This window comes from Cupriavidus sp. 207A1 (assembly GCF_057798955.1).
Genome location: NZ_JBYOJO010000007.1, coordinates 130423 through 157405, shown reverse-complemented (window position 1 = coordinate 157405; position 26983 = coordinate 130423). Strand labels below are relative to the sequence as shown.

Below are 26983 nucleotides of genomic sequence, written 5' to 3'. Positions count from 1 at the left end.
CGATCGTTGCGCGGATTATGGCACAGGCCGGAATGCGGCAATCCGGCCGCGCGACGCGCATCATCGCCGTTTCTGTCCGCCGGCGAAATCGGGGATAATCCTTGCGGCGCGAAAACCGCAGGGTCCGCAGAGACCCCGGTGCCGCAGGGGCCGCCAGCACATTGTCCGCCCCCGCAAGGCCGCCGTTATGTCGCCAACCGCTCACAGCATTGCGCAAATATCGTGCTTTGCCCGTGGCCGCGCCGCGCTGGTGTGGCTGCTGGCGCGCTATTTTGACCCTGCTCTTGTCCCCTGAATTGCTGTCCGTTGTCGTGAATCCCGCCGTCAAGTCCCTCGCCGACCGTCTCGAGGCGCTGCTGCCGCAGACCCAGTGCACCAAGTGCGGCTTCAGCGGCTGCCGCCCCTACGCCGAGGCCATGGCCAGCGGCGAGGCTGCCTGCAACCGTTGCCCGCCGGGCGGCGCACAGGGGATCGCGCGCCTGGCCGCGCTGCTGGGCACCGAGCCCCTGCCGCTCGATCCCGAACGCGGCACCGAGCAGCCGCGCGCCGTCGCCCGCATCGACGAGAGCCTTTGCATCGGCTGCACCCTTTGCATCCAGGCCTGCCCGGTCGACGCCATCGCCGGCGCCGCCAAGCAGATGCATACCGTGATCCCCGAGCTGTGCACCGGTTGCGACCTGTGCGTGCCGCCCTGCCCGGTCGACTGCATCGACATGGTCCCCGTCACCGGCACGCGCACCGGCTGGGACGCGTGGTCGCAGGCGCAGGCCGATGCCGCGCAGGCGCGCTACCTGGCGCGCAACGCGCGGCTGGTGCGCGAGCGCGAGGAAAACGATGCGCGCCTGGCCGCCAAGGCCGCCGCCAAGCTCGCCGCGGTGCAGGCCGAAGCGCCCGAGAACGACGCCGAGCGCGCCGCGCAGGAACGCAAGCGCGCCATCATCCAGGCCGCGATCGAACGCGCGCGGCAGAAGCAGCAGGCCGCGCGGCCGCGCAATACCGACAACGTGTCGGCCGCGGTGCAGGCGCAGATCGATGCCGCCGAAGCGCGGCGCGCGCGCGCCGGGCTGACACCGCGGCAGGAAGATCCCCATCCCGCGCACGACCCGGCCAACGACCCGAAGAAAGAATCATGAACGCTGCCAAGTGCCGTGCCATCTTCGAGACGCTGCGCGAAGTCAATCCGGCTCCGACCACGGAACTGGAGTACAGCTCGCCATTCGAGCTGCTGATCGCCGTGCTGCTGTCGGCGCAGGCCACCGACGTTGGCGTGAACAAGGCCACGCGCCGCCTGTTCCCGGTCGCGCATACGCCGCGGCAGATGCTGGAGCTGGGCGAAGCCGGCCTGAGCGAATACATCAAGACCATCGGCCTGTACAAGACCAAGGCCAGGCATGTGATCGAGACCTGCCGCATCCTGGTCGAACGCCATGGCGGCAAGGTGCCGGCAGAGCGTGAAGCGCTGGAAGCGCTGCCGGGCGTGGGCCGCAAGACCGCCAACGTGGTGCTCAACACCGCGTTCGGCCAGCCCACCATCGCGGTCGACACGCATATCTTCCGCGTCTCCAACCGCACCGGCCTGGCGCCGGGCAAGAACGTCGACATCGTCGAGCAGAAGCTGCTCAAGTGCGTGCCGCATGAATTCCTGCACGACGCCCATCACTGGCTGATCCTGCACGGCCGCTACGTGTGCAAGGCGCGCAAGCCGGAATGCTGGCACTGCGCGATCGAAACGCTGTGCGAGTTCAGGGAGAAAACCCCGGCGCCGCAGCTGTAGCCGCGGCCGGCTCGGGCGCTGGCTCGGGCTCGTGCGCCAGCACCAGCGCCAGCTGCAGCGCGGTGCGCGCGACCACGTCGACATCGGGGCTGTAGCCGTGGCGGATCCAGCGCACGGCAAGGTGGACCACGCCGCCCGCCACGCCCGCCGTCAGCAGTGGATCACGCTCGCGTCCCGGCGGCAGCAGCGCCTGCGCCAGCAGCCCGCCAAATTCATCCAGCGAATCGGCCAGCGCGCCGTCGACCAGCTTGCTGACGCCACGGATTTCCACCAGGAACACCCGCGCCGAGCGCGGTTCGCGCTGCAGCGCGCCGAAATAGGCGCGCAACATCGCCAGCGCCCGTTGCGCGCCGTCGTGGCCGGCGGCCTCGCCCGCCTGCACCAGGGTGTGCAGCAAGCGATGGGTCACCGTTTGAAACGATGCCAGCAGCAAGGCCTCGCTGTTGGCGAATGACTCGTAGAAATAGCGCTCGGTCAGGCCCGCGGCCTCGCACACGGCCTTGACCGTGGCGTTCTGGTAACCGCGCTCGCCGTAGACCTGCACGGCCGCGGCAATCAGTTGCGCGCGGCGCTGGGCACGGCGCTCTTCGGCTTCGGCGCCACGATAGCGGCGCGTGGGAGTCAGCTCGGGGGTCATGCGCGCCATTATGGCATTCCCTATGGTCAGAAAACTTGCCTGGTCGCTTCTGACAATCTATGTTGTCAGAAGTGTCACTGACCGGATGCCTGCCATGCGCGATGCCAGTTCCGATGACGCAGTTCTCGATGTGCTGATCGTGGGCGCCGGCCTGTCCGGCATCGGCGCGGCGCGCCAGCTGCAACGGCGCTGCCCCGGCAAGCGCTACGCCATCCTCGAGGCGCGCGACGCCATCGGCGGCACCTGGGACCTGTTCCGCTACCCCGGCATCCGCTCGGACTCGGACATGTACACCCTGGGCTACCGCTTCAAGCCTTGGCGCGGCGCCAGGGCCATCGCCGACGGCCCGTCGATCCGCGCCTATATCCGCGAGACCGCCGCGGAAGCCGGCATCACGCGCCAGATCCGCTTCGGCCACCGCGTGGTCGGCGCGGCATGGGACAGCGCCGACGCGTGCTGGACCGTCGAAGCCGAACGCGGCGCCGACGGCAGCCGGGTGCGCGTGCGTGCGCGCCTGCTCTATGTCTGCGCCGGCTACTACAGCTATGCCGAGGGGCATCGTCCCGCGTTCGACGGCGAGGACCGTTTTCGCGGCCGCATCGTGCACCCGCAGTTCTGGGACGAGTCGCTCGACTACGCCGGCAAGCGCGTGGTGGTGATCGGCAGCGGCGCCACCGCGGTCACGCTGGTGCCGGCGATGGCCGCCCGCGCGGCGCACGTGACCATGCTGCAGCGCTCGCCCACTTATATCGTGACGCGCCCCGGGGAGGACGCCATTGCGCGCACCCTGCGGCGCGTGCTGCCGGAGCGGCTGGCCTACACCGCCACACGCTGGAAGAACGTGCTGCTCGGCATGACCTTCTTCCAGCTGGCACGGCGCCGGCCGGAACGCGTCAAGGCGCGCCTGGTCGGCATGGCCGCGGCGCAGTTGCCGGCGGACTTCGACGTGGCGACGCATTTCACGCCGCGCTACAAGCCCTGGGACCAGCGCCTGTGCCTGGTACCCGACGGCGACCTGTTCCGCGCCCTGCGCGAGGGCCGCGCCTCGGTGCTGACCGACACCATCAAGCGCTTCACCGAACATGGCATCGAGCTGGCCAGCGGCAAGTCGCTCGACGCCGATATCGTGGTGACGGCCACCGGGCTGAAGCTGAACATGCTGGGCGACATTGCGCTCACGGTCGACGGCCAGCCGCGCCGCCCCGCCGAATGCCTGGCCTACAAGGGCATGATGCTCAGCGACGTGCCCAACCTGGTGCTGGCATTCGGCTACACCAATGCCTCGTGGACGCTCAAGGCCGACCTGACCGCCGAGTACGTCTGCCGCCTGCTGCGCCACATGGACCGCCATGGCCACCGCATTGCCGTGCCGCGCGCGCCCGCGGCGGTGCAGCCGACGCCGTTCCTGGACTTCACCTCGGGCTATGTGCAGCGCGCCGCCGGCGTGCTGCCGCGCCAGGGCGACCGCAAGCCGTGGCGTGTGCACCAGAACTACCTGAAAGACCTGCTGACGATACGGTATGGACGCATCGCCGATGGCGTGCTGCAGTTCGGCGCGCCACCGGCGCTGCGCGAGCCGCGCAACGCGCCGGAGGCAACGGGCGCCAGCACGGTTGCTGCCGTCGCCGCGCGCGAGGTGCAGCCATGACTGTTGCGCTGATCGTCCTGGCCGTGCTGCTGGCGCTGATTCTGCTGTCCGGCGCCGCGCTATGGCTGTACACCTGGCGTACCGCACGCCGCATCGAAGCCGCGATGCCGCCGCCGGGCCGCTTTGTCGACGTGCCCGGCGCGCGGCTGCATGTGGTGGAGCGCGGGCAAGGCCCGGCGCTGCTGCTGGTGCATGGCCTGTCGGGCCAGCTCGAGAACTTCGGCTACGGCATGATCGCGCCGCTGGCCGAGAGCTTCCGCGTCATCGCTGTCGACCGCCCCGGCGCCGGCCATTCCACCCGTACGCCCGGCAGCGCCGCCGACCTGCCCGCGCAGGCCGACGCGCTGGCCGCGCTGTGCGACAAGCTGGGCCTGGAACGTCCGCTGGTGGTAGGCCATTCGCTGGGCGGCGCGATTGCGCTGGCGCTGGCGATCCGGCACCCGGAACGCGTCGGCGGCCTGGCCCTGATCGCGCCGCTGACACATCCGCCCAGGGAGATCTCGCCGGTGTTCCGGGCCATGACCGTGCCGCGCGCATGGCAACGCCGGCTGCTGGCGTGGACCCTGGTGGTGCCGATGTCGATCCGCCATCGCGCCGAGGTCATGGACATCGTGTTCGGCCCCGACCCGGTGCCGGACGACTTCCCGACCCGCGGCGGCGGCCTGCTGGCCCTGCGCCCGCGCCATTTCCTGGCGGCGTCGGAAGACTTGCTCGGCGCCGCGCAGAGCCTGCCAGCGCTGCTGCGCCACTACGGCACGCTGCGCGTGCCGGTCAGCGTGCTGCACGGCCGCGACGACCGCATCCTCGACTTCGCCGAACACGGCGAGGCGCTGGTGGCCAAGGTGCCGGGCGCCACGCTGACCCTGGTCAGCGGCGGGCATATGCTGCCGGTGACCGCCATCGACACCAGCGTCGATTTCGTGCGCGCCGCCGCGGCGCGGATGCAGGGCACCGCGCCGCGGCCGGCACAGTTCGCTTGATCCCAGGAGAGCGCCCATGGCTACCACGACGGCTTCCAACCCCTACAAGCAAGATGCCTTCGCCGCGTTGCGCGCGGTGCGCAAGCTGATGGCGGACGGCAACGACACCGAGCAGGTATTCCGCATCATGCGCGCGCTCAACGGCCCGTCGATGCCGCGCAACTTCAGCCGCCTGCTGGCCACGCACGACGGGCGCCGCATGGTCTACCAGCGCATCGAACTGGCCGAGCGCCTGTCCGATCCCGCCTACGTGGCCGGCTTCGCGCCGGGCACGGTCGGCGCGGCCTATCGCGCCTTCCTCGAACAGACCGGATACAGCGCGAACGGCCTGGCCAAAGTGTCGAACCTCGACCAGGAACCGGTGCTCGAAGACGCCTACCTGTGGTTCGGCCGGCGCACGCGCGACATCCACGACATCTGGCATGTGCTGACCGGCTACCGCGCCGACGAAAGCCTGGGCGAAGCCGCGCTGGTGGCGTTCAGCTATGCGCAGACCGGCGGCAAGGGCTGGGCCTTCATCGCCATCGCGGCGTCGCTCAAGAGCTTGCGCGTCACCGGCAGCCTCGCCTTTGCGCGCGCCGTGCTGGAGGGCTACCGGCTGGGCCGCCGCGCCGGCTGGCTGCTGGGCGAGGATTACGAGAAGCTGCTGCACGAACCGATCGACGCGGCGCGCGCACGGCTTGGGATCGGCCAGGCGCGCCGCTACCTGGCCTGCAATCCGATGCAGCAATGGACCGCCTGATCCACGCGCCAGGCAAGGCCTGAAAAAAAAGCGACCACGCGGGTCGCTTTTTTGTTTGCCGGTAACGGGCGGGTTCAGACGATGCGGCAGGCTTCGTCGAACGACAGGCGCGGGCCGCGCGGATACAGCTTGTCGGCGACGCCATAGCCCAGGTTGCACAGGAAGTTGACCTGCCACTTGCCGTCCGGGAAGAACGCCGCGTTGACCTTGTCGGCGTCAAAGCCGCCCATCGGGCCGCAGTCCAGGCCCAGCGCGCGCGCCGCGAGAATGAAGTAGCCGCCCTGCAGCGAGCTGTTCATCAGCGCGTCGCGGGCGATCTTGGCATCGTTGCCGGCGTACCAGGAGCGGGCGTCGGCATGCGGGAACAGCTTGGGCAACTGGTCGTGGAAGGCGGTGTCGAAGGCGACGATGGCGGTCACCGGCGCCGAGCGCGTCTTGTCGACGTTGCCGGCCGAGACGCAGTCGACCAGGCGCGCCTTCTCGGCGGCGCTCTTGACGAACACGATGCGCGCGGGGCTGCTGTTGGCAGCGGTCGGGCCGAACTTCATCGCTTCATAGACCTGGTGCAGCACGGCGTCGTCCACATGGCGGTCCTGCCACACGTTGTGCGTGCGGGCTTCGGTGAACAGTTGCGCCAGGGCGGCGTGGTCGATCTGGGACATGCGCGTCCTTTCTGTACGGGAGGTAAGAGAAGGCGCGATTGTACCCAAGCGCCGGCGCGCCTCACGACAGCGCCTTTGAGCAACCCGTTCAATTCCCTTGGATGTCGGCGCGCGCCGGGGCGGGTGCGCTGCCGCGGCGGGTCAGCCACAGCACGCCCGCCAGGATCAGGCCCCCGCCCAGCGCCTGCGCCGCGCCGATCTGCTCGCCCAGCAGCAGGGCCGCCAGCACCACGGTGACCACCGGCTCCAGCGTCGACAGCATCGACGCCTGCGCCGCGCCCAGCCGCTGCAGCCCGGCAAAGAAGGTCAGGATCGCCAGCACGGTCGACAGCAGCGCGATCCCCGCCAGCGCCAGCCAGCCGCCGGCATCGGCCGGAAACTGCGGCGGCGTCCCCGCGCCGGCGCGCAGCACGCCGACAGCGCCGTAGACCAGCGCCGCCGCGGTGCAGATCACGGTAGTGGTGGCGATCGGGTTGACGCCGGCGGTCAGGCGCGCGCCGACGATGATGTAGACGGAGTAGATCACCGCCGCCGCCAGCCCCAGCGCGATTCCGAGCGGCGAGCCCGCGCCGCCGCCGACGGTCAGCCCGGCGCCCACCGAGCACAGCACCAGCGCCACCACCGCGGCGGTGGTCAGCCGCTCCTTCAGGAAGATGGCCGCGAGGATGGTCACGAACAGCGGATACAGGTACAGCAGCAGCGCCACCAGGCTGGCCTGCGCATGGTTGAGCGCGCTGAAGAAGCAGAACGACTGGCCGACATAGCCGATGCCCCCCATCGCCGCCAGCGCCAGCACGCGCCGCCACGGCGGCAGCGCGATGCCGCGCGTGCGCATCACCCACGCCAGCGCCGCCGCGGCCAGCAGGAAGCGCACCAGCAGCAGGCCGTACACGTCCGCGCCCGCGGCGTAGGCAAAGCGCGCGAAGATGGCCATGGCGCCGAAGGCGCTGGCCGAGACCGCGATCAGCAGCACGCCGGCCAGCTTGTCGCGGGCAGCGGTCGGGGCGGTGGGGGCGGAAGCGCTCATCGGGCAGGCAGGAAGTCGGCGATCCCGCAATTCTACTTGGGACCATCGCCGCCATTTCGACCACCGTCGGGCCGCCGGCAAGGGTCGCCCCCGTCGTCTACAATGGCGCCACCATGTTCAATCCCTCACGAGAAGAAGTCCGCCGGTTCTTCTGCGATGCCTGGCAGAAGCAGATCGCAGGCGGCGTGCTGACCCCGCTGGAAGCCATTGCCGTCGACTGGATCGGCGAGCACCCGGAATACCAGGACCTGCTGCGCGACACCGAAGGCGCGCTGGCGCAGGACTACACCCCCGAGCAAGGCCAGACCAATCCCTTCCTGCACCTGGCGATGCACCTGTCGATTTCGGAGCAGGTCTCGGTCGACCAGCCGCGCGGCATCCGCCAGGCCTACGAGGCGCTCGCGCGCCGGCTCGATTCCCCGCACCAAGCCCAGCACCAGGTGATGGAATGCCTGGGCGAGATGCTGTGGCAGGCCCAGCGCACCGGCCAGCCGCCGGACGGCGACCACTACGTCGACTGCGTCAGGCGCCGCGCCAACCGCTGACAGCGCGCGCCGGTACGCGCAAAAAGTGCAGCGTACAATTCCTCACAAGCCGTTGCGGGCGGCCGTGGTAGGCTTTGGGCTCCGTATTTCCCCTAGTTACGTTGCCATCACCCGGCAACGTCGCGCATCTTCATGCCCCCTACTGCCCTTTTCTCGCGGCAGCGTCTGGCGCCAGCCAGCCGTGCCGTCGCCCCCCTCTGCCTGTCGCTGATGCTGGCCTGGCCGTTGGCCGGCCATGCCGGCGTGGCGCTGCTGCAGCCGCCGCGCGTGATCGACGGCAACCAGCCGCTGACGCTGACCCTGGTGGTGTCGGCCGACAACACCACGCGCCGCTACCGTATTCCCGACACACTCGAAGTGACCGCCTCCGGCGAGATGCAGGCGCCGGTGCGGCTGGTGCTGTGGCGCGAAGTCTCCGGCCCCGCCGTGGTCAACCTGCGCCGTGGCGAGCATCGCGCCATCCACTACACGGTGGCGCTGCCGCCGGTGCTGCGCGGCCAGGTGCGGCTGGATGCCACCGGCATCGACGCCGCGCCGGTGCTGGTCACGCTGAACCGGCTGCCGCAGCCGGGCGAGGCGGCCACGTCGACGCCGCCGGTGGCCAGCCAGGCGCCGGCCGCGGTTGCCGACAGCCCCGACTCCGCGGACGGCGCGCCCGTGCCGGTGACCGGAGTCACCACGGCCCAGGCCGCGGCCCCCGCCCCGGCCGACCTGCGCGACAGCGCCCGGCTGTCGTTTCACGACCCGATGTACTTCATGGTCGGGGCGAACGATGGCGCCAACGCCAAGTTCCAGTTCAGCTTCAAGTACCGCATTTTCGAGGGCGAGGATCCGGCCTCGAAGCGCCTGTTCGACAACCTCTACTTCAGCTACACCCAGTTCTCGCTGTGGGACCTGAGCGAAGATTCGGCGCCGTTCCGCGACACCAACTACCGGCCCAGCCTGTTCTACTACCTGTCGGATACCGGCGTGCGCAACAACGTGATCAGCCGGCTGTCGCTGGCCGCCGGCCTGGAGCATGAATCCAACGGCCGCAACGGCGCGGACTCGCGCAGCATCAACACGGTGTTCGTCAAGCCCACCTTCTATTTCGGCGACCAGAACGACTGGCACTGGCGCGTGGCGCCCAAGCTCTACGCTTATGTGGAAAAGGCCGACAACCCGGACATCGCCCACTACCGCGGCTACATGGACCTCGGCATCGCCTACGGGCGGCCGGACTCATGGGAGTTCTCGGCGACGCTGCGCAAGGGCACGCGCAAGTGGTACGGCAGCGTCGACGCGCAGCTGACCTACCCGATGGCGCGGCTGATCCCCGGCACGGCCGGCTACCTGATGGCGGGATATTTCGTCGGCTATGGCGAGAGCCTGCTGGACTACAACCACAAGCTGCCGTGGCAGTTCCGCATCGGCTATGCGCTGACGCGCTGAAGCCGGGACCGTCGCTAGCCCGCCAGCGGCTTGCCGCTGGCCTTCAGGCGCGCATTGGCCACGGCCGCGGCAAACTGCCCGTGGCCGTGCCAGCCGGTGGCCCGGCCCAGCTTCTTGCCGTTCTGGAAGAACATGAACACCGGGATGCCGTGCAGGCCGAAGCGCCGCCCCAGTTCCGGGTGCGCATAGACGTTGGCGTGCAGCCAGTGCAGTTCCAGCGCGCGCACCGGCCCGGGATTGGCCAGCATCGCCTTCTTGGCCATTTCGCAGTTGAAGCAGTCCACGCCCCAGAAGAACACGCACACCAGCGCGTCGCCGGCCGCGGCGATGGCGCCGTCGATGGTGGCATCGTCGACCTCGCGCATGGCAAAGGCGTCAAAGGCGCGGTGGTCCAGATGCGGGGCCGCGGACGGATCCGGCGCGCCGGCTTGCGGTTCGGTGCTCATGGTTCGCTCCTGATGCGGCTTCTGCCAATGACGAACGCCCGGGCCGGGTGGCACCGGGCGTCGGGCCGTGACAGGACGGCAGGGGCGGCGGCTTACTTCGGCGCCGCCACCGTGACCAGCGCCGGGCGCAGCACGCGGTCGGCAATGGTGTAGCCGCGCTGGAGCACGGTCACCACGGTATTGGGCTCCTGCTCCGCCGGCACCATCGAGATAGCCTGGTGGCGGTGCGGGTCGAACTTCTCGCCCACCGGGTTGAGCTCGACGATCTTGCCGCGCTCGAAGGCGGCGGCCAGCTGGCGCGCGGTCAGTTCCACGCCTTCGCGCAGCTTGGCGATGTCGCCGGAGCCGTCGGCCAGCGCGGCCTGCAGGCTGTCCATGACCGGCAGCAGGTTGTCGGCAAAGTTCTCGATGGCGAACTTGTGCGCCTTGGCGACATCTTCCTGGGCCCGGCGGCGGATGTTCTCGCCTTCGGCCACGGCGCGCATGTACAGGTCGTAATTCTCGCTGGCCTTGGCTTCCAGGGCGGCCAGCTGGGCCGCCACGTCGTCCGCGGCGGCAGCCGCAGTGTCGGGCGCGCCGGTCTCCGGGCTGGCGGTGGCGGTGCTGGCCGCCTCTTCGCCCGCAGGCGTCGCAGTCTGGTTGGATGGCGTCTGCTTCTGGTCTTCCATGTCGATCCGTATCAATGCAGTGTCGCGGCCCGCCGTGGGGCTGGCCGCGGGTGGTAAATCGGCGTGTGTCCGATGCAGGTGGTGGCAGCTCGCCGCATTTCAAGAGTGGCGCCGACGCGACGCCGAAACACACGGTTACAAAGCCCGGCCCGTTGCAATCGACGCCTTATTGCTTTGCGCCAATGCCCTCACTAAGATTCCTAGTAAGAAAAATGACAAAAATGTCGAGGGCCCAGGAGATGGTTCATTTTTGTGCCGCTTCCGAAAGGTTGGCCATGCATAAGCTCCCAGTCGTGACGGTGTGCCTCGTGGCCGCACTGGCGGTCATGACCGCCTTTATCTGCCTGTCCGGCGCCTTTACTCCGCGCGATACGGAGTATGGCAGCGGCAAGGCGGTGTTCAAGCACTACATCGTTCCCTTCGTCAGCCAGGAAGTCGCGCAGGAATAACCCGCCCCACCTGGCGATCCATCGCGCGGCGGCACCGGCAACGATGCCGCCGCGCTGCCATCTCAGCCGTTGAAGTCGTCGATGCGGCGGCGGTCGCGCTTGGTCGGGCGCCCCTGGATCTGCGCGGACGGTTCGGGCTGCAGGCGCCGGCGCTCGGCGTCGGCGGCCCGGCGCGACTGGCTCTCGGCACTTTCCTGGTACAGCGTCTGCGCCACCGGCGCCGGCCCGCGCGCCGCGGCGATGCCCTTCACTTCGAGCTCCCAGCGCTGCTGGTGTGCCTCCAGCGCAACCTTGTCGCCGGGCTTGACCTCGCGTGAGTTCTTGCACAGCTGGCCGTTGACCGTCACCTTGCCGCGCTCCACCGCTTCTGCCGCGAGCGAGCGGGTCTTGAAGAAACGCGCGCACCACAGCCATTTGTCGATGCGCTGGCGCGCATCCGCCTCGAAATCCACGTTCATGCCGCCGCTCCCCGCGCCTGCGCACGCGTGCGCCGCGCCTCCAGTTCATGCGCACGCGGCGTGGCCAGCGGCCAGCCCTGCAGGTGCTGCAGCGCGATCTCCGCCATCGCCGCGACCCACGGCGCGGCATCGTTCATGCATGGAATGAAATGGAAATCCTTGCCGCCCGCGACCTTGAACTCAGTCTGGCCTTCCATGGCGATTTCTTCCAGCGTTTCGATGCAGTCCGCCGGAAAACCCGGGCAGAACACGTCGACGCGCCCGGCGCCGACCTTGCCCAGCTCCGCCAGCGTCGGCGCCGTATAGGGCTGCAGCCACTCGGCCTTGCCGAAGCGCGACTGGAACGTCACCTGGTACTGCCCCGCTTGCAGGCCCAGCGCCTCGCCCAGCAGGCGGCCGGTCTTCAGGCACTCGCAGTGGTACGGATCGCCCAGTTCCAGCGTGCGCCGCGGCACGCCGTGGAACGACAGGATCAGCTTGTCGCCCTGGCCGAAATCCGGCATGCCGTGCCGGCTCCAGTAGGCGGCGACCTGCTGCTGCAGCGCGGAGATATACGCGGGATGGTCATGGAAATGCTTGATCAGCCGCAGTTCCGGCTGGTTGCGCCACTGGCCCAGCACCCGGAACACCTCGTCGAAGGCGGTGGCCGTAGTGGTGCCCGAGTACTGCGGATACATCGGCAGCACCAGCACCTGCTCGCAGCCCTGGCGGCGCAGCGCTTCCATCACCGAGGCGATCGACGGGTTGCCGTAGCGCATCGCGCACGCCACCGTCACGTCGTGGCCGTTCTGGTGCAGCAGCCGCTGCAGCGCGTGCGCCTGGCGCTCGCTGTAGACCAGCAGCGGCGAGCCCGTCATATGGGCCTCGCGCAGCCAGATCGATTCGTACTTGAGCGCCGACGCGCGCGAGCGCAGCGGCAGGATCACGCCGTACAGCAGCGGCAGCCAGGCCGCGCGCGGGATCTCGACCACGCGCGGATCGGACAGGAATTGCTTCAGGTAGCGCCCCACCGCCTTGGGCGTGGGGGCATCGGGGGTGCCCAGGTTGACCAGCAGGATCGCCGTGCGCGGCGCCTGGCCGTGCTGGTAGGCCGGTTCGGGAGAAAACGTCATGTCGCTTGCGGGTTGGCGCGATGCCGGGATGGGGCGGGGGCGGCGCGCCGGCGCCGGGCCCGCGCGGCGGGAATGGGAGAGCCGCGGGTCAGACCGGAACGCCGGACCACTAGTTCTGGCTCAGCGCGCTCGACAGCAACCGCGCGGTAATGTCGACGATCGGGATCACGCGCTCGTAGGCCATGCGCGTGGGGCCGATCACCCCCAAGGTGCCGACGATCTGCCCGTCGACCTCGTACGGCGCGGTGATGACCGCCATGTCTTCGATCGGCACCAGCTGGCTTTCGCCGCCGATGAAGATCTGCACGCCCTGCGCATGGCTGGACACGTCCAGCAGCTGCAGCAGGCTGGTCTTGTGCTCGAACACGTCGAACAGGCGCCGCAGCTTGTCCATGCTCGAGGCCAGGTCGTCGACTTCGAGCAGCTTGCGCTCGCCGCTGATATAGACGTGGTCGTCGTCCTCGTCCTCGGCGGCGCTGCCGGCCTCGACCGCGGCCTGCATCAGCTGCGACATGTCGCGGCGCAGGTCCTGCAGCTCGAGCCGCAGGTGGCTGCGCACGGTGTCGAAGCTCATGCCGGCATAGTGCGAGTTGAAGAAATTGGCCGCCTCGATCAATTGCGCCGGCGTGTAGGGGAGTTCGGTCTGGATGATGCGGTTCTGCACGTCGCCCTCGGGGCTGACGATGATCAGCAGGATGCGCTTGTCCGACAGCCGCATGAACTCGATCTGCCGGAACGCCTGCGCGCGGCGCGGCGTCATCACCACGCCGGCAAAGTGCGACAGGTTGGACAGCGTGCGCGCCGCCGCCGTGATCATGCGCTGCGGCCCCAGTTGCTGGCCGCCCAGCTGGTCCTGGATCTGCCCGGTCAGCTCGGCCAGGTCCGCGTTGCGCTCGAGCGGCTTGGCGGTCAGCATCGAATCGACGAACAGCCGGTAGCCGCGCGGCGTCGGGATGCGGCCGGCCGAGGTGTGCGGGCTGGCGATAAAACCCATTTCCTCGAGATCGGACATCACATTGCGTATCGTCGCCGGCGACAGGTCCAGCCCCGAGTACTTGGACAGGGTGCGGGAACCGACCGGCTGGCCTTCGGCAATGTAGCGCTCGATCAGGGTCTTGAGCAGCGTTTTGGAACGTTCATCCATGATGCCCCGATTTTACGCAAGTTTTGGACCTTCTGGCGGACCGGCCCGATGTGCCGCGGGATGGGCCGCCAGCGCCTGCTGACAACCGTCACGGCGGTATGGTCTAATCCCGGCATGTCCGCCCCACCCAAAGCCAGCGCCGTGCGCACTCCATTCAAGACCGTCGCCCTGGTGGGCAGGTACTCCACCGCCGGCATCGAAGGGCCGCTGGAAGAGATCGCCTCCTATATCCTGCGCAACGGCCAGGATGTGGTGTTCGAGCGCGAGACCGCGCTGGCCACCGGGCTGACCGCCTACCCCGCCCTGTCCGCCGAAGAGATCGGCACGCAGGCCGACGTCGCCGTGGTGCTGGGTGGCGACGGCACGCTGCTGGGCATTGCGCGCCAGCTCGCCGGCTATGACGTGCCCCTGATCGGCGTGAACCACGGGCGGCTCGGCTTCATGACCGATATTGCGCTGGAAGACGCGCACACCGTGCTGCCCGACATGCTCGACGGCCGCTACGAGTCCGAGACCCGGCTGCTGCTGGCCTCGCGCGTGGTGCGCGACGACATGGACATCTTCTCGGCGCTGGCGCTGAACGATGTGGTGGTGAACCGCTCCGGCATCTCCGGCATGGTCGAGCTGGCGGTTTCGGTCGACGGCCACTTCATGTACAACCAGCGTTCCGACGGCCTGATCGTGTCGACCGCCACCGGCTCCACCGCCTACGCGCTGTCGGCCGGCGGCCCGATCCTGCATCCCACGCTGTCGGGCGTGGTGCTGGTACCGATCGCCCCGCACGCGCTGTCGAACCGGCCGATCGTGTTGCCGCACGACGCCGAGGTCACGATCGAGGTGGCGAGCGCGCGCGACGCCAGCGTCAACTTCGACATGCAGTCGCTGACCTCGCTGCTGCCGGGCGACCGCATCGTGGTGCGGCGCTCGCAGAAGACCATCAACCTGCTGCACCCGGTGGGCTACAACTACTACGCCACACTGCGCAAGAAGCTGCACTGGCACGAATACCCGTCCGAAGACAACCGCCTCTGAGCGCCATCCAGCCGCCCCTCAGCCCGAGCCCGACCCGTCATCGGACCGACCACCCTTCCCCGCCACGATGCTGCGCAGCCTGTCCATCCGTGATTTCGTCATCGTCGACACCCTCGACCTGGACTTCGCCTCCGGCTTTACCGTGTTCACCGGCGAGACCGGCGCCGGCAAGTCGATCCTGATCGATGCCCTGGCGCTGGTGCTGGGCGAGCGCGCCGATGCCGGCGTGGTGCGCGAAGGCGCGCCGCGCGCCAGCGTCAGCGCCACCTTCTCGACCCATCCCGCGCTCGATGCGTGGCTGGCCGAGCGCGAGCTCAACAGCGAAGAAGACGGCGGCGTGCCGACCGTGCTGCTGCGCCGCACCGTCGATGCCGGCGGCCGCAGCAAGGCCTTTATCAACGGCGCCGCCGCGACCCTGGCACAGCTGCGCGAAGTGGGCGACCAGCTGGTCGACATCCATGGCCAGCACGCGCATCAGCAACTGCTGCGCCCGGATGCGCAGCGGCTGCTGTTCGACGCCCACGCCGGCCTGACGCAGCAGGCCGCCGCGGTGGCCGAGGCCTGGCGCGCCTGGCGTGCCTGCGTGCGCCAGCGCGAAGCGGTCGAGCACCAGTCGCGCGAGATGCAGCTCGAGCGCGAACGGCTCGAATGGCAGGTGGGGGAACTGGACAAGCTCAACCCGCAGCCGGGCGAATGGGACGAGATCCAGTCGGAGTACAACCGGCTCTCGCACGCCGCCGGCCTGATCGACGGCAGCCGCGCCGCGCTCGACGCACTGTCCGAGGCCGACGGCTCGGTGCTGTCGGCGCTCAACGGCATCGTGCACCGGCTGCAGCAGCTGGCCGATGTCGACGCCGCGCTGCGCGACGTGCTGGCCGCGCTGGAGCCGGCGCAGCTGCAGGCCGAGGAAGCCGCGCATTCGCTGACGCGCTATGTCGACCGGCTCGAGCTCGATCCCGAGCGGCTGCAGGCGGTGGAAGAGCGCATGCAGGCGCTGCACGCCACCGCGCGCAAGTACCGCCTGCCGCCCGAGCAGCTCGCCGATGAACTGGTCGCGCGCCGCCAGCAGCTCGACGACCTGCAGGCCGCGCAGGACCTGAACAAGGTGATGGCGCGCGAGGCCGCGGCCAAGGCCGCCTACCTGACGCTGGCGCAGCATCTCAGCCATGCCCGCAAGCAAGCCGCGCAGGCGCTGTCCGGCGCGGTCACCGACGCCATGCAGGGCCTGTCGATGGCCGGCGGCAGCTTTGTCGCGGCGCTCAATGCGCTTGACGAAGGCCAGAGCTACGGCCTGGAGCAGGTCGAGTTCCTGGTGGCCGGCCACGCCGGCGTCAGCGCGCGCCCGCTCGCCCGGGTCGCCTCAGGCGGCGAACTCGCGCGCATCAGCCTGGCGATCTCGGTGATCACCAGCGAAGCCTCGCCCACGCCCACGCTGATCTTCGACGAGGTCGACACCGGCATCGGCGGCGCGGTCGCCGAGGTGGTCGGCCGGCGCCTGCAGGAACTCGGCCGCGCGCGCCAGGTGCTGTGCGTGACCCACCTGCCGCAAGTGGCGGCGCAGGCCGGCACCCATCTGCTGGTCAGCAAGGAAACCACGGCCGAAGCCGACGCGTCGGTGACGCGCTCGCGCATCCGCGTGCTCGACCCGGCCGGACGCGTGGTCGAGACCGCGCGCATGCTGGGCGGCGCCACCGTCACCGCCACGACGCTGCAACATGCCGAGGAGATGCTGGCGCAGGGCATGACCGACAGCGGCGCCGGCCAGCCCGCGCGCGCGGGCAAGGACGGCAAGCGCGGCCGCCGCGCCGCCGCCGCCGGCTAAGGTTCGCGCCACATTGAGCGGCCTTGCGTGGCACCGCGCCAATTTATTTATCGACAGGAGCTTTCCCCATGACCCGCCCAGCGCCGCCCACCGACCACCGCCCGCGCGCCTCGCGGCGCGCGGTGCTGGCCCTTGCCACCGCCGCCTCGGCCGCACTGCTGGCACTGTCCGCCTGCCAGGCCCAGCACAAGGCTTCGGCGCCGCCGCCGGGCAGCATCAGCGACGACCGTGCGCTTGGCGACATCATGGTCCGCTTCAAGCCGCCCGCGGTGGACCTGTCCGAAGACGCCGGCAAGCTGCTGGCCGAGATCAAGGGCCCGATCCGCTACGTGGTCAAGCGGCCGATGTCGGGCGGAGTGTGGCTGGTCACGGCGATCTCGCCGTCGGCGGACGCCACCCTCGACCAGGCCGTCGACACGCTGCGCGCCACGCCGCGCATCGAGACCGCCGAACCGGACCGGCTGCTCAAGCCCAGCCGCAGCATGCCCACCAGCCGCGACATGCCGGCGCGCTAGCACGTGCCGAATCTGTACGGAACGCCGCATTAACGAACGCGGACGATCCCAAAGCCGGCCTTGCACAACCCGGCGGGATCGTATTCGCTACATAACATGCCCACGCGCCGGCCCGGCCCGAGCGCGCTACGCCCCAGGGAGGAGAAATCCATGCCGCATTCCGCGCTGTCCGTGTTCCGCCGCAGCTTCGCGGCCCGCCGCTGGCGGGCCATCGCCCTGGCCACCGCCGCAGCATGCGGCGCGCTCCCGACCGGCACGGCGCTGGCCGCCGGCGCGCAGTCCGCGCCGGCCTACACCGGCCAGATCATCGTGCGCTGGCGCGACGGCACTACCGCGGTCGATGGCAGCGGCGCCGTCAAGTCGCCGGCTGCTGCCGAAGCCCTCAAGCAGCTGAGCGAACGCACCGGCATCGCGCTGTCGGCACGCCGGGCCATGGGCGGCAACCTGCAGCTGCTGCAGGTGGCCGACGCCGATGCCGCCGATCCCGAAGCGGCGGCGGCGCGACTGCGCCAGGACCCGCGCGTGGCCGATGCCGTGCCCGACCGCTGGCTGCGGCTGCACGACACCCTGCCCGACGATCCCGAGTTCCAGGTCAACCAGCCGTACCTGAAGGGCACCGGCACCGCAGTCGGCGGCGTCAACCTGCCGCGCGCGTGGGACCGCACCGGCGGCAGCAGCGGCATGGTGGTGGCGGTGGTGGACACCGGCATCCTGCCCCATCCCGACCTGCAGGGACGGCTGCTGTCCGGCTTCGACTTCATCAGCACCACCACGGTTTCCAATGACGGCGACGGCCGCGACGGCGACCCGACCGATGCCGGCGACAACCTGCCAGCCGGCTTCACCTGCCCGGGCAGCAGCACGCCCACGCCCGCTCCTACCAACAACAGCTGGCATGGCACGCGCGTGGCCGGCGTGCTGGGGGCACTGACCAATAACTCGCGCGATATCGCGGGCGTCGACTGGAATGCGCGCATCCTGCCGGTGCGGGTGTCGGGACGCTGCGGCGCGCTGCTGTCCGACACCGTCGACGGCATGCGCTGGGCCGGCGGCCTGCCGGTGCCGAACGTGCCGGACAACCCGAACCCGGCGCGCGTGGTCAATATCAGCCTGGGCGGCGGCACCTGCAGCGGCATCGAGCAGCAGGCCGTCAACGACCTGAATGCGCGCGGCGTGGTGGTGGTGGCCGCGGCCGGCAACAACCGCGGTGCGGTCGAGGCGCCGGCCGACTGCAGCGGCGTGATCGCGGTCACCGCGCACGCCAACGGCGGCGAGAACGCCAGCTATGCCAACGTCGGCCCGCAGGTGGCGATCAGCGCGCCGGGCGGCGGCTGCGGCAACTCGCAGGTGGTCGACGGTCGCTGCACGGTCACGCCTTCGGTGATCCGCACGCTCAGCAACGACGGCAAGACGACGCTGGGCAACTACGTGGTGGCGTCGTCGGCGGGCACCAGTTTCGCCGTGCCGATGGTCTCGGGCGTGGTGTCGATGATGTTCACGCTCAATGGCTCGCTGACGCCGGCGCAGGTCACCGCGGCGCTGAAGAGTTCGGCGCGCCCGCATCCCTCCGGCACGTTCTGCACCACCAACCCGGGTGTGTGCGGCGCGGGGCTGCTCGATGCCGACGGCGCGCTGCTGGCCGCGCTGGGCATGCCGCCGGCGCAGGCCGCGCCGGCACCGGCCGCGGATGGCGGCGGTGGCGGCGCGGTGCCGCTGTGGAGCGCGCTGCTGCTCGCCCTGGCGGGACTGACCGGCTTCGCACTGCGCCGCCGCGGCTAGCGGCAGCGGTGGGGCTCAGGCGGCGGCGCCGCTATCGCCCGCCGGCCGCCGCGCCAGCCACCACTCCTGCAACGCCCAGCACAGCAGGCCGGCCACGGCGCCGGCCGCGTGCGCCACTCGCACCACGCCGAAGCCCCACGCCGGATCGAACACCACCGGCGCCAGCCACGACTGTTCCACCCAGACCTTGGCCAGCACGCCCAGGCACAGCAGCACGCCGGTGATGCGCGCCAGGCCCGGCGCGCGCAGCAGCCCCAGCGCGCCCCACAGCGCCAGCCCGTGCAGCGCGCCCGAGAGCCCGCCGTACCAGGCAATCGCCGGCACGCGCAGCAGCACCAGCTGCACCGCGATGCCGCACGCCACCAGCACCAGCAACAGGCTGCGCACCCGCGCCACGCGCGCGCAGATCGCCAGCACGCCGGTGGCGGCGAGCATGTCGGCCAGCCAGTGATGGCCGTCCAGGTGCACCCACATCGCCGTGGCCAGGCGCCACCACTGCCCGTCCACCCGCACCGCATCGCGCAGGTACAGGCCATGCGCATGCCACCACGGCAGGAAGGTGAACGCCGCCGACAGCGCCCATACCAGCGCCACTCCCGCCAGCAGCCCCGGCCATGATGCGCCGGGCGGCGCCGGCGGCCCCGCGGCCTCAGCCCTCACCGAACACGGCCCGCCACAACGTGCCCACCGCCGCGACCTGCGCGGCCATCGACGCCGGCGCCACGCGCGCATGGACCTGGCCGTCGAGGCGCAGCTGGTGCTGGCGCGCGCGGAACAGCCGGTAGGCGTCGCCCACCGCCAGCGCCAGCTTGGCATCGATCAGGCCCAGCTCGCCGGCTTCGCGCAGCAGCGCGATGTTGCCGGCATTGCGCGTCAGCTGCGGATGGGCGCGGCTATGCAGCAGCACCAGGTACTGCACCGTGAATTCGATATCGACCATGCCGCCGCGATCGTGCTTCAGGTCGAACAGGTCGGTGGGGTTGGGATGGCCTTCGGCAACCTTGCGGCGCATCTGCGCGATCTCGCCGCGCAGCACCGCGGCGTCGCGCTCCTGGCACAGCACCTCGTCGCGCAACGCCTCGAAGCGCGCGCCGATGGCGGCGTCGCCGGCGCAGAAGCGTGCGCGCGTCAGCGCCTGGTGTTCCCACACCCAGGCGGTGTTGTCGCCCTCGCGCAGCTGGTAGCGGCGAAACGCGTCGAAGCTGGTCACCAGCAGGCCGGCCGCGCCATTGGGGCGCAGCCGCGTGTCGACGTCGAACAGCGCGCCGGCCGCGGTATGGCTGGTGAGCCAGGTGATCAGGCGGCGCGCATAGGCGGCATAGACCTCGGGCGCGCGCTCGTGCTCGTCGTCGTACAGGAAGATGATGTCCAGGTCCGAGGCATAGCCCAGTTCCTTGCCGCCCAGCCGTCCATACGCGATCACGGCGAAGCGCGGCACCTCGCGATGGCGCGTGGCGAGCTGGCGCCACACCGTTTCCAGGGTCGCGTCGAGCATGGCATCGGCCAGGTCCGACAGGCGGTCGGCCACCTGCTCGACCGTCAGCATGCCCTGCAGGTCCTGCAGCAGCACGCGGAAGGTCTCCGCATGGTGCTCGCGGCGCAGGATGTCCATCTGCTGCTCGACCTGCCCCTCCGCGGCCAGCAGCCGTTCATGCAGGCGCTTGCGGAACGCGGCCCAGTCGGGCGCGCCGGCCAGCGCGTCGCTGTCGAGCAGTTCGTCCAGCAGTTGCGGATGGCGCGTCAGGTAGGCCGCGGCCCAGCGCGAGGCGTGCAGCGTCTGCGCGACGCGGTCCATCGCCGGCGGATATTCGGACAGCAGCGACAGGTAGGAGGCGCGCCGGCTGATCGCCTCGAGGAAGTCGATAAAGCGTCCGATGGTGCTGTCGGGATCGTCCTGGCGCGCGGCCAGGTCGAGCGCGCGGTTGACCAGCTGGTCGAAGCGCGCGCGGCTGGCTTCGGACAGCGCGCGATAGCGCAGCGACGCAGCAGTCGCGCGCAGCCGGTCCAGCAGCGCATTGCAGTCGGTAAAGCCGGCAGCCTGCAGCCGCTGGCACGGCACCGCGCTGTCGGCTTCGGCCTGCGACGCATCCTGGCGCGGGGTGTCCTGCGCGCGCGCGGCGCTGTCTTCCATCACGATGTCCGGCCACAGCGCCTCGCACGGGCCGGCGTCGGGGTCGGAAAAGGTGGCCTCGAACTGCTGCGCGACCGGTTCCTGCAGCTCGGCCAGCCGCGACAGCAACGCCGGCCAGTCGGCGCAGCCCATCATCCGCGCCACGGCCTGCTGCTCGTCCGGTGAAGTGGGCAGGTGGTGGGTCTGCGCGTCGTCGCGGTATTGCAGCCGGTGTTCGAGCTGGCGCAGGAAGCGATAGGCATCGCCCAGCTGTGCGGCCTGCCCGGCGGGCAGCAGGCCGCGCTCGACCGCCACCGCCAGCACCTCCAGCGTCGGCCGGATCCGCAGCGCGGGATCCTGGCCGCCGCGGATCAGCTGGAACACCTGCGCCATGAATTCGATCTCGCGGATACCGCCGCGGCCCAGCTTGATATTGAACGAGCGCTGGTTGACACCGTGCCCGGGCAGGCCGCCGCTGCGCTTGGCGGCCTCGCTGCGGATCTGCGCATGCAGCGAGCGGATCGCCGCGATCACGCCGTAGTCGAGGTAGCGCCGGAACACGAACGGCGACGTCAGCCGCGCCAGCAGGCCGGCGGTACGCTGCGCATGGGGCGAGTCCAGCGCCGACACCACGCGGCCCTTGATCCAGGCGTAGCGCTCCCACTCGCGCCCCTGCACCACCAGGTATTCCTCGAGCATGCCCAGGCTGCAGGCCAGCGGCCCGGCATCGCCATTGGGACGCAGCCGCATGTCGACACGGAAGACGTAGCCGTCGGCGGTCACGTCGGCAAGCAGGTTGATCAGCCGGCGGCCCAGGCGGATGAAGTACTCGTGGTTGGACAGTGTGCGCGGGCCGCCCTGGGTCTCGCCGTCCTCGTCGTAGAGGAAGATCAGGTCGATATCGGACGAGACATTGAGCTCGCGCCCGCCCAGCTTGCCCATGCCCACCACCACCAGTTCCTGCACCTCGCCGCTGTGCGCGCCGACCGGGCGGCCGAAGGTGGCGGCAAGATCGTCGCCCAGCACCGCCAGGCCGTGCTGGATCGCCAGTTCGGCCAGGTCGGTCATGGCGCCGGTGACCTCGCCCAGCGTCGCCAGGCCGCGCAGGTCGCGCTCGATCACCGCGCACATGACCTCGGCACGCAGCCGGCGCAGCGCGCGCTTGGCGGCATCTTCGGCATCGGCTGAGGGCGTGTGCAACGCCTGCAGCCGCGCTGCCATCCAGGCGCGCGTGAGCGGCTGCGCCACCGCGGCGGCGAGGATTTCCGGCAGGTCCGGGCGGGCCTGCAGCACGCGCCGCGCGTAGTGCGAGTACGCGGCCGAGTACAATACGTCGCCGCCTGCCCGGGCGCCTTCGCCATCCGGCTGCAGCGCCTGCGCCGCGGTGACGGCAAAGGCGCCGGCGGCCATGGTGCCGGGGCCCTGCCCCGGTGCGACGGACGCCGCATGGGCGGGTTCCGGTGTGGCGCGCGCGCCATGTTGGTCAGCAGCGTCGCCAGCGGCGGAACTCGTCGGATCAGAGGCAGTCATTCCAGTATTTGAAATGCAAGCAAAGGTGCGAAAGGTGCGGCCAGGGGTACCCGCCGCGGTGCGCGCAGCTTGCGCATTTCTTGTTTTAGCCGGCCGGGCACCAGATTGGAGAGCGGCTAGTATTGTCGGATAATCTGCGCATGTCCAGCCGCGCCCCACAACCCGCTGACGGTTCTCCCCCCAATGGCGGCGCGGGCGGGCACGAGGCCGCCACCACGCTGCCCGCTACGCCCACCGGTTCCCTTGTCATTGACGCCCCCGACGCCCCCCGGCGGAGTTCCACGTGGGCGCGCGCCGGGGCACTGGCCCGCGCCAGTGCGCGAGCGGTCGCGGCGGCCGTGCGCCATCCGTTCTGGCGCGCCCTGGGCCGCGGCCTGGTACGCGTGGCGCTGGTGCTGGCCGTGCTGGCGCTGGCGGCCGGGCTGCTGATCCGCTTCGTGCTGTGGCCGCAGGCCTCGGCCGCGCGCGAGTGGCTGGAACAGCGCGGCTCGCAGGCGCTGTCGGCGCAGGTCAGGATCGGCTCGCTCGATACCTATTGGGACGGCTGGCACCCCGCCTTCCGCGCGCGCGGCCTGAGCGCGGTGGACGGCCAGCAGCGCGCGCTGCTGTCGGCGGCCACGCTCGACGGCAAGCTGGCGTGGCGTTCGCTCATCAGCATGAACCTGCAGTTCGTCAGCCTGAGCGCCAGCGGCACCGACATCCTGGTGCGCCGCACGCCCGAGGGCCGGCTGCTGGTCGCCGGCATGGTGGTCGACGCCACCGGCGGCCAGCAGGACGACGACCGCTTCCTTGGCTGGCTGATGTCGCAAGGGCGCGTGGCGCTGTCCGACGGCAAGCTGCGCTGGCTCGACGAGAAGGCGCGCCTGCCCCGGCTCGACATCGGCGAGATCCGCCTCGACACCCGCCGCGACGGCGCGCGCCACACCTTCCACCTGGAAGCGCGCTCGCCGGCGCTGGGCCCGCGCCCGCTCGAGGTGCGCTCGACCTTCCGCGACGACTACCTGCACAGCGCCGGCAACTGGCGCCACTGGACCGGCCAGGCCACCTGGGACCTCGGCCAGCTGCAGCTGCCGGTGCTGCAGCGCTACCTGGCGATGTTCGAGCGCGTCGCCAGCGGCACCTTCAGCACCGACGGCAGCATCGAATTTCGCCAGGGGCGCATCGTGCGCAGCCAGACCCGGCTGCGCGCCAGCGGCGTCGACCTGCAGCTGGCCGGCGCCGCCGCGCCGCTGCGACTGGCCAACGCGCAGGCCCTGCTGCTGCACCGGACCGAGCGCGACGGCAGCAACCTGCTGACGGTCGACACGCTGCTATGGCAGCCGCAGGCCCAGCAGCCGGCAGTGCCCGATGCCAGCAACGCGCCCGCGGTGGCCGACGGCAGCTGGCGCGAAGGCATGCGCAAGGTCGCCATCGGCTGGGCCCGGGCCAGGGACGGCACCCTGAACAAGTTCTCGCTGAAGGCGCCCTCGCTGGACCTGAACACGGTGCGCGCGCTGGCCACCTCGATGCCGATCGATACCGCGGTGCTGCGCCAGTTGCGCGCGCTGCAGCCGGCGGGGCACATCGACAACCTCAACGTCAGCTGGACCCGCGCGCGCACCGGCATGCTCGAGCGCGGCGGCCGCAAGCCCCACTACAGCATCCAGGGCACGCTGCGCGAGGTCTCGATCAACGGGCAGCCCGCGGTGCCGGCGCTCGACGCCGCCGGGCATCCGCGGCTGGGCACGCCGGGCTTCTCGCGCCTGTCCGGCACCTTCACCCTCGACGACCAGCAAGGCACGGCGCGCTTCGAGGGCAATGACGCGGCGCTGGTGCTGCCGGGGCTGTTCGAAGACCCGCGCCTGCCGTTCGACCAGATCGGCGGCGACGTGCGCTGGCAGCGCCGCGACGGCAAGCTCGCGGTGACGCTGGAGAGCGTGCGCTTTGCCAATGCCGACGCCGCCGGCTCGGTGCGCGGCACCTGGCGCGAGGGCGGCGATGGCGTCTCGGGCATCGCCGACCTGGCCGGCGAGATGACCCGCGCAAGAGTCGCGCGGGTGCCGCGCTACCTGCCGCTGAGCATCCCCGCCGCGACCCGCCACTACCTGTCCGGCGCGCTCACCGGCGGGGAGGCTGCCGGGGTCAGCTTCGTGCTGCGCGGCGACCTCGCGCACTTCCCGTTCCAGGCACCGCACGAGCAGGCGGGCGAGTTCCGCGTCGAGGTCCCGATCGAACACGTCAGCTACCAGATCGCACCGCATGACGCGAGCCACGAGCCCGCGCACGGCACCCCCGGCGCATCGTCATGGCCGGTGTTCACCGACATCGCCGGGCGCGTGGTGTTCGACCGCGGCGGCATGACCTTCCTGGCGCGCCGGGCCACGGTGCAGGACATTGCCGGCGTCACGCTGCACGATGTCAGCGGCCGCATCGACGACCTGAGCCCGCGCGGCAAGCTCGCCATCGACGGCAGCGCCACCGGGCCAGTGCAAGGCTTCGTACGCTACATCAACGCCTCGCCGGTGCGCGAGTGGACCGGACACGTGGCCGATGCGGCCCGGGCCGGCGGCAACGGCGAGCTGAAGCTCAAGCTCGAGATGCCGCTGGAACACGCCGACGCGGCCAGGGTCGATGGCCGCTTCCGCTTTCCCGGCAACGATGTCGCGCTCAGCCCGCAACTGCCGCTGCTGGGCAATGCCAGCGGCGTCATTACCTTCAACGAGCATGGCTTTGGGCTGGAAAACATTCGCGCGCGCTTTCTTGGCGGCGAGCTGCGCCTTGCCGGCGGCACCCAGCCGGACGGCGCCACGCGCGTGAACGCCAGCGGCCAGGCCTCGGCCGCCGGACTGCGCGAGGCCGCCGCGGGCACGGCGCTGGCGCCGCTGGCGGCGCGGCTGGAAGGCGCCACCGGCTACAGCGCAGTGATCGGCGTGCGCGAACGGCAGATGCAGGTCCAGCTGAACTCCGAGCTCAACGGCATGGCGCTGCAGCTGCCGGCGCCGCTGGCAAAGGCCGCCGCGCCCGCATTGCCGCTGCGCGTCGAGCTGCGCCCGGCCGCGCAGGCGGCCAATGCCGCGCGCGCCGGCACCGACGAACTGTCGCTGCAGCTGGGCAATGTGCTCAACGCCCGCTACCTGCTGCGCCGCGATGGCGGCAGCGGCTTCGAGGTGCTGGCGGGCGGCATCGGCGTGCAGCAGGCGGCGCCGCTGCCGGCCGCCGGCGTCAGCGCCGCCGCCACCTTCGACCAGCTCGATATCGATGCCTGGCGCGCTGCCTTCGGCGGAGGCGCCGACGGGGCGGGTGCCGGCGAGCCGCCCTCGCCGTTCCTGCCGCACCGCATCGCGCTGCGCGCGCGCACGCTGCACGGCATGGGCCGCACGCTGGACGAGGTCGCCCTCGACGCGAGCCGCGAAGCCGAGGGCTGGAACGCGCGGATCGATTCCCGCCAGATTGCCGGCGCGGTGCAGTGGCGCCCGGGCGGATCGCCTGCCGCCGGCTCGCTGCGCTTGCGCCTGGCACGCCTGAACGTGCCCGATGCCAGCGACGAGCACAACGTGGTCGATGCACTGGCCAGCAGCATCGACACCTTGCCCGCGATCGACCTGGTCGCCGACCAGTTCATGCTGCGCGGCCACGACTTCGGCAAGCTCGAGGTCAAGGCGCATACCGAGACCAGTACCGGCGGCACCGATCCGGTCTGGACCCTGGACAAGCTGCAGATCGAACAGCCCGGCGCCACCCTGACCGGCAACGGCAGCTGGCGCGTGCCGCGCCGCCTGCGCGCCGACGCCAGCGCCGAGCGCCGCACGCTGCTGTCGTTCGCCATCGACGTGCGCGATGCCGGCGCGACGCTGGACCGGCTGGGGCTGCCGCATACCCTCAGCGACGGCAAGGGCAAGCTCGAGGGCCGCGTGGCGTGGCGCGGCTCGCCGCTGTCGATCGACTATCCGACGCTGACCGGCAAGTTGTCGCTGGACCTGGAGAACGGCCAGATCCTCAGCGTCGAGCCGGGCGCGGCCCGCCTGCTGGGCGTGCTCAGCCTGCAGGGCCTGCTGCGCTTTGCCACGCTGGACTTCCGCACGCTCTCGGGGCGCGGGCTGCTGTTCGACCGCATCACCGGCAGCGGCACCATCGAGAACGGCGTCGGCACCATCCAGGACTTCCGTCTGCGCAGCCCGCAGATCATCGCCAGCATGAGCGGCACCGCCAACCTGCTGCGCGAGACCCAGGACCTGCGCGTGGAGGTAGTGCCGCGCATCAACGCCACCACCACATCGATCGCGGCGGCCTTTATCAACCCGGCGCTGGGCATCGGCACGCTCGCCGCGCAGTTGCTGTTCGCCGACGAGTTCTCCAAGATGTTCACCCAGCACTACCGGATCTCGGGCAGCTGGGCCAACCCACAGGTCGGCAAAGTGGAGGACAATAAGGCGCAAGGCCCGACCTTCGACAACCGCGCGGACCCGGCCTTCCCGCGCTAGAAGAAGATGCCG

At 70.7% G+C, this 26983-nt stretch carries 23 protein-coding genes; 13 read left to right on the top strand and 10 right to left on the bottom strand.

Features of this window, described 5'->3' with window-relative positions; all coding sequences use genetic code 11:
- The first annotated feature begins 311 nt into the window (after positions 1-311).
- Together rsxB and nth are read left to right on the top strand one after the other, a co-directional pair.
- Positions 312-1133 (top strand): electron transport complex subunit RsxB, encoded by an 822-nt coding sequence (gene rsxB / locus AC3FMM_RS14910; RefSeq protein ID WP_115679897.1) that lies wholly within the window; start codon positions 312-314, stop codon positions 1131-1133.
- Positions 1130-1774 (top strand): endonuclease III, encoded by a 645-nt coding sequence (gene nth / locus AC3FMM_RS14905; RefSeq protein ID WP_092313897.1) that lies wholly within the window; start codon positions 1130-1132, stop codon positions 1772-1774. The genes rsxB and nth overlap by 4 nt, the downstream gene beginning before the upstream one ends.
- Here the strand turns inward: nth and AC3FMM_RS14900 are convergent.
- The gene (locus AC3FMM_RS14900; protein ID WP_116312364.1) at positions 1743-2420 is read right to left on the bottom strand and encodes a TetR/AcrR family transcriptional regulator; all 678 of its coding nucleotides are present in this window, start codon (positions 2418-2420) and stop codon (positions 1743-1745) included. The two genes, nth and AC3FMM_RS14900, sit on opposite strands and share 32 nt — an antisense overlap.
- An 85-nt stretch (positions 2421-2505) precedes the next feature.
- Here AC3FMM_RS14900 and AC3FMM_RS14895 point away from each other — a divergent pair, with 85 nt between their 5' ends.
- From AC3FMM_RS14895 to AC3FMM_RS14885, 3 genes are read left to right on the top strand one after another with little or no spacing between them, the layout of a single operon-like run.
- Positions 2506-4059: a flavin-containing monooxygenase gene (locus AC3FMM_RS14895; RefSeq protein ID WP_488686879.1), complete on the top strand. Its 1554-nt coding sequence runs from the start codon at positions 2506-2508 to the stop codon at positions 4057-4059.
- On the top strand, positions 4056-5039 hold the full coding sequence (locus tag AC3FMM_RS14890; protein WP_488686878.1) for an alpha/beta fold hydrolase: 984 nt from the start codon (positions 4056-4058) through the stop codon (positions 5037-5039). Before AC3FMM_RS14895 ends, AC3FMM_RS14890 begins: the two co-directional genes overlap by 4 nt.
- 16 nt (positions 5040-5055) lie before the next feature.
- The gene (locus tag AC3FMM_RS14885) at positions 5056-5781 is read left to right on the top strand and encodes a Coq4 family protein (protein WP_488686877.1); all 726 of its coding nucleotides are present in this window, start codon (positions 5056-5058) and stop codon (positions 5779-5781) included.
- A gap of 74 nt (positions 5782-5855) precedes the next feature.
- On the opposite strand, the gene AC3FMM_RS14880 is transcribed toward AC3FMM_RS14885, so the two are convergent.
- Together AC3FMM_RS14880 and AC3FMM_RS14875 are read right to left on the bottom strand one after the other, a co-directional pair.
- Positions 5856-6443 carry a malonic semialdehyde reductase gene (locus AC3FMM_RS14880; protein ID WP_115708887.1) on the bottom strand — a complete coding sequence of 196 codons (588 nt, stop codon included), beginning with the start codon at positions 6441-6443 and terminating at the stop codon, positions 5856-5858.
- Between the two features lie 88 nt (positions 6444-6531).
- Positions 6532-7470, bottom strand: coding sequence for a DMT family transporter (locus tag AC3FMM_RS14875; RefSeq protein WP_115708885.1), 939 nt, complete (start codon positions 7468-7470; stop codon positions 6532-6534).
- Positions 7471-7583: 113 nt separating this feature from the next.
- On the opposite strand from AC3FMM_RS14875, the gene AC3FMM_RS14870 reads away from it, so the two are divergent.
- Together AC3FMM_RS14870 and AC3FMM_RS14865 are read left to right on the top strand one after the other, a co-directional pair.
- A complete protein-coding gene (locus tag AC3FMM_RS14870) occupies positions 7584-8015 on the top strand; it encodes a DUF1841 family protein (protein ID WP_116312360.1) in 432 nt (143 codons plus the stop codon).
- Between the two features lie 132 nt (positions 8016-8147).
- Positions 8148-9446, top strand: coding sequence for a phospholipase A (locus tag AC3FMM_RS14865; RefSeq protein WP_115708882.1), 1299 nt, complete (start codon positions 8148-8150; stop codon positions 9444-9446).
- Between the two features lie 14 nt (positions 9447-9460).
- Here AC3FMM_RS14865 and AC3FMM_RS14860 read toward each other — a convergent pair whose 3' ends face one another.
- Together AC3FMM_RS14860 and grpE are read right to left on the bottom strand one after the other, a co-directional pair.
- On the bottom strand, positions 9461-9892 hold the full coding sequence (locus AC3FMM_RS14860; RefSeq protein WP_116312359.1) for a thioredoxin family protein: 432 nt from the start codon (positions 9890-9892) through the stop codon (positions 9461-9463).
- 92 nt (positions 9893-9984) lie between these two features.
- Positions 9985-10560 (bottom strand): nucleotide exchange factor GrpE, encoded by a 576-nt coding sequence (grpE, locus tag AC3FMM_RS14855; RefSeq protein WP_115708880.1) that lies wholly within the window; start codon positions 10558-10560, stop codon positions 9985-9987.
- Between the two features lie 275 nt (positions 10561-10835).
- On the opposite strand from grpE, the gene AC3FMM_RS14850 reads away from it, so the two are divergent.
- Positions 10836-11009: a hypothetical protein gene (locus tag AC3FMM_RS14850; RefSeq protein WP_172581729.1), complete on the top strand. Its 174-nt coding sequence runs from the start codon at positions 10836-10838 to the stop codon at positions 11007-11009.
- Between the two features lie 62 nt (positions 11010-11071).
- Here AC3FMM_RS14850 and AC3FMM_RS14845 read toward each other — a convergent pair whose 3' ends face one another.
- The 3 genes from AC3FMM_RS14845 to hrcA form a co-directional block, all read right to left on the bottom strand.
- A complete protein-coding gene (locus AC3FMM_RS14845; RefSeq protein WP_018006937.1) occupies positions 11072-11467 on the bottom strand; it encodes an RNA-binding S4 domain-containing protein in 396 nt (131 codons plus the stop codon).
- Positions 11464-12579 (bottom strand): ferrochelatase, encoded by a 1116-nt coding sequence (gene hemH, locus AC3FMM_RS14840; protein WP_488686876.1) that lies wholly within the window; start codon positions 12577-12579, stop codon positions 11464-11466. The genes AC3FMM_RS14845 and hemH overlap by 4 nt, the downstream gene beginning before the upstream one ends.
- A 109-nt stretch (positions 12580-12688) precedes the next feature.
- Entirely contained in the window at positions 12689-13723 is a 1035-nt protein-coding gene (gene hrcA, locus AC3FMM_RS14835) for a heat-inducible transcriptional repressor HrcA (protein ID WP_018006939.1), read from the bottom strand.
- A 114-nt stretch (positions 13724-13837) separates the two neighbouring features.
- Between hrcA and AC3FMM_RS14830 the strand changes: the two genes are divergently transcribed.
- The 4 genes from AC3FMM_RS14830 (at position 13838) to mprA (ending at position 18871) form a co-directional block, all read left to right on the top strand.
- Positions 13838-14755, top strand: a complete 918-nt coding sequence (locus tag AC3FMM_RS14830) for an NAD kinase (protein WP_115681429.1) — start codon at positions 13838-13840, stop codon at positions 14753-14755.
- Positions 14756-14822: 67 nt separating this feature from the next.
- Complete coding sequence (gene recN, locus AC3FMM_RS14825; protein WP_414247996.1) at positions 14823-16577, top strand: DNA repair protein RecN; 1755 nt, start codon at positions 14823-14825, stop codon at positions 16575-16577.
- A 68-nt stretch (positions 16578-16645) separates the two neighbouring features.
- Positions 16646-17092, top strand: a complete 447-nt coding sequence (locus tag AC3FMM_RS14820; protein WP_115708874.1) for a hypothetical protein — start codon at positions 16646-16648, stop codon at positions 17090-17092.
- Between the two features lie 150 nt (positions 17093-17242).
- Positions 17243-18871: an MprA protease, GlyGly-CTERM protein-sorting domain-containing form gene (gene mprA / locus AC3FMM_RS14815; RefSeq protein ID WP_488686875.1), complete on the top strand. Its 1629-nt coding sequence runs from the start codon at positions 17243-17245 to the stop codon at positions 18869-18871.
- A gap of 15 nt (positions 18872-18886) precedes the next feature.
- Here mprA and rrtA read toward each other — a convergent pair whose 3' ends face one another.
- Positions 18887-19531: a rhombosortase gene (gene rrtA / locus AC3FMM_RS14810; protein WP_115708870.1), complete on the bottom strand. Its 645-nt coding sequence runs from the start codon at positions 19529-19531 to the stop codon at positions 18887-18889.
- On the bottom strand, positions 19521-22391 hold the full coding sequence (gene glnE, locus AC3FMM_RS14805; RefSeq protein ID WP_488686922.1) for a bifunctional [glutamate--ammonia ligase]-adenylyl-L-tyrosine phosphorylase/[glutamate--ammonia-ligase] adenylyltransferase: 2871 nt from the start codon (positions 22389-22391) through the stop codon (positions 19521-19523). The genes rrtA and glnE overlap by 11 nt, the downstream gene beginning before the upstream one ends.
- A gap of 260 nt (positions 22392-22651) precedes the next feature.
- Here glnE and AC3FMM_RS14800 point away from each other — a divergent pair, with 260 nt between their 5' ends.
- A complete protein-coding gene (locus tag AC3FMM_RS14800) occupies positions 22652-26971 on the top strand; it encodes a YhdP family protein (protein ID WP_488686874.1) in 4320 nt (1439 codons plus the stop codon).
- The last annotated feature ends 12 nt before the right edge of the window (positions 26972-26983 follow it).

Excerpts from the sequence above, each read along its gene's own strand:
- AC3FMM_RS14850 (WP_172581729.1), top strand. The coding sequence starts at position 10,836 with ATGCATAAGCTCCCAGTCGTGACGGTGTGCCTCGTGGCCGCACTGGCG.
- AC3FMM_RS14800 (WP_488686874.1), top strand. The coding sequence starts at position 22,652 with ATGTCCAGCCGCGCCCCACAACCCGCTGACGGTTCTCCCCCCAATGGC.
- AC3FMM_RS14880 (WP_115708887.1), bottom strand. The coding sequence starts at position 6,443 with ATGTCCCAGATCGACCACGCCGCCCTGGCGCAACTGTTCACCGAAGCC.
- AC3FMM_RS14870 (WP_116312360.1), top strand. The coding sequence starts at position 7,584 with ATGTTCAATCCCTCACGAGAAGAAGTCCGCCGGTTCTTCTGCGATGCC.
- AC3FMM_RS14895 (WP_488686879.1), top strand. The coding sequence starts at position 2,506 with ATGCGCGATGCCAGTTCCGATGACGCAGTTCTCGATGTGCTGATCGTG.
- nth (WP_092313897.1), top strand. The coding sequence starts at position 1,130 with ATGAACGCTGCCAAGTGCCGTGCCATCTTCGAGACGCTGCGCGAAGTC.
- mprA (WP_488686875.1), top strand. The coding sequence starts at position 17,243 with ATGCCGCATTCCGCGCTGTCCGTGTTCCGCCGCAGCTTCGCGGCCCGC.
- AC3FMM_RS14900 (WP_116312364.1), bottom strand. The coding sequence starts at position 2,420 with ATGGCGCGCATGACCCCCGAGCTGACTCCCACGCGCCGCTATCGTGGC.
- AC3FMM_RS14860 (WP_116312359.1), bottom strand. The coding sequence starts at position 9,892 with ATGAGCACCGAACCGCAAGCCGGCGCGCCGGATCCGTCCGCGGCCCCG.
- AC3FMM_RS14875 (WP_115708885.1), bottom strand. The coding sequence starts at position 7,470 with ATGAGCGCTTCCGCCCCCACCGCCCCGACCGCTGCCCGCGACAAGCTG.
- AC3FMM_RS14890 (WP_488686878.1), top strand. The coding sequence starts at position 4,056 with ATGACTGTTGCGCTGATCGTCCTGGCCGTGCTGCTGGCGCTGATTCTG.
- hemH (WP_488686876.1), bottom strand. The coding sequence starts at position 12,579 with ATGACGTTTTCTCCCGAACCGGCCTACCAGCACGGCCAGGCGCCGCGC.
- AC3FMM_RS14830 (WP_115681429.1), top strand. The coding sequence starts at position 13,838 with ATGTCCGCCCCACCCAAAGCCAGCGCCGTGCGCACTCCATTCAAGACC.
- AC3FMM_RS14885 (WP_488686877.1), top strand. The coding sequence starts at position 5,056 with ATGGCTACCACGACGGCTTCCAACCCCTACAAGCAAGATGCCTTCGCC.
- hrcA (WP_018006939.1), bottom strand. The coding sequence starts at position 13,723 with ATGGATGAACGTTCCAAAACGCTGCTCAAGACCCTGATCGAGCGCTAC.
- glnE (WP_488686922.1), bottom strand. The coding sequence starts at position 22,391 with ATGGCCGCCGGCGCCTTTGCCGTCACCGCGGCGCAGGCGCTGCAGCCG.
- AC3FMM_RS14865 (WP_115708882.1), top strand. The coding sequence starts at position 8,148 with ATGCCCCCTACTGCCCTTTTCTCGCGGCAGCGTCTGGCGCCAGCCAGC.
- recN (WP_414247996.1), top strand. The coding sequence starts at position 14,823 with ATGCTGCGCAGCCTGTCCATCCGTGATTTCGTCATCGTCGACACCCTC.
- AC3FMM_RS14820 (WP_115708874.1), top strand. The coding sequence starts at position 16,646 with ATGACCCGCCCAGCGCCGCCCACCGACCACCGCCCGCGCGCCTCGCGG.
- grpE (WP_115708880.1), bottom strand. The coding sequence starts at position 10,560 with ATGGAAGACCAGAAGCAGACGCCATCCAACCAGACTGCGACGCCTGCG.
- AC3FMM_RS14845 (WP_018006937.1), bottom strand. The coding sequence starts at position 11,467 with ATGAACGTGGATTTCGAGGCGGATGCGCGCCAGCGCATCGACAAATGG.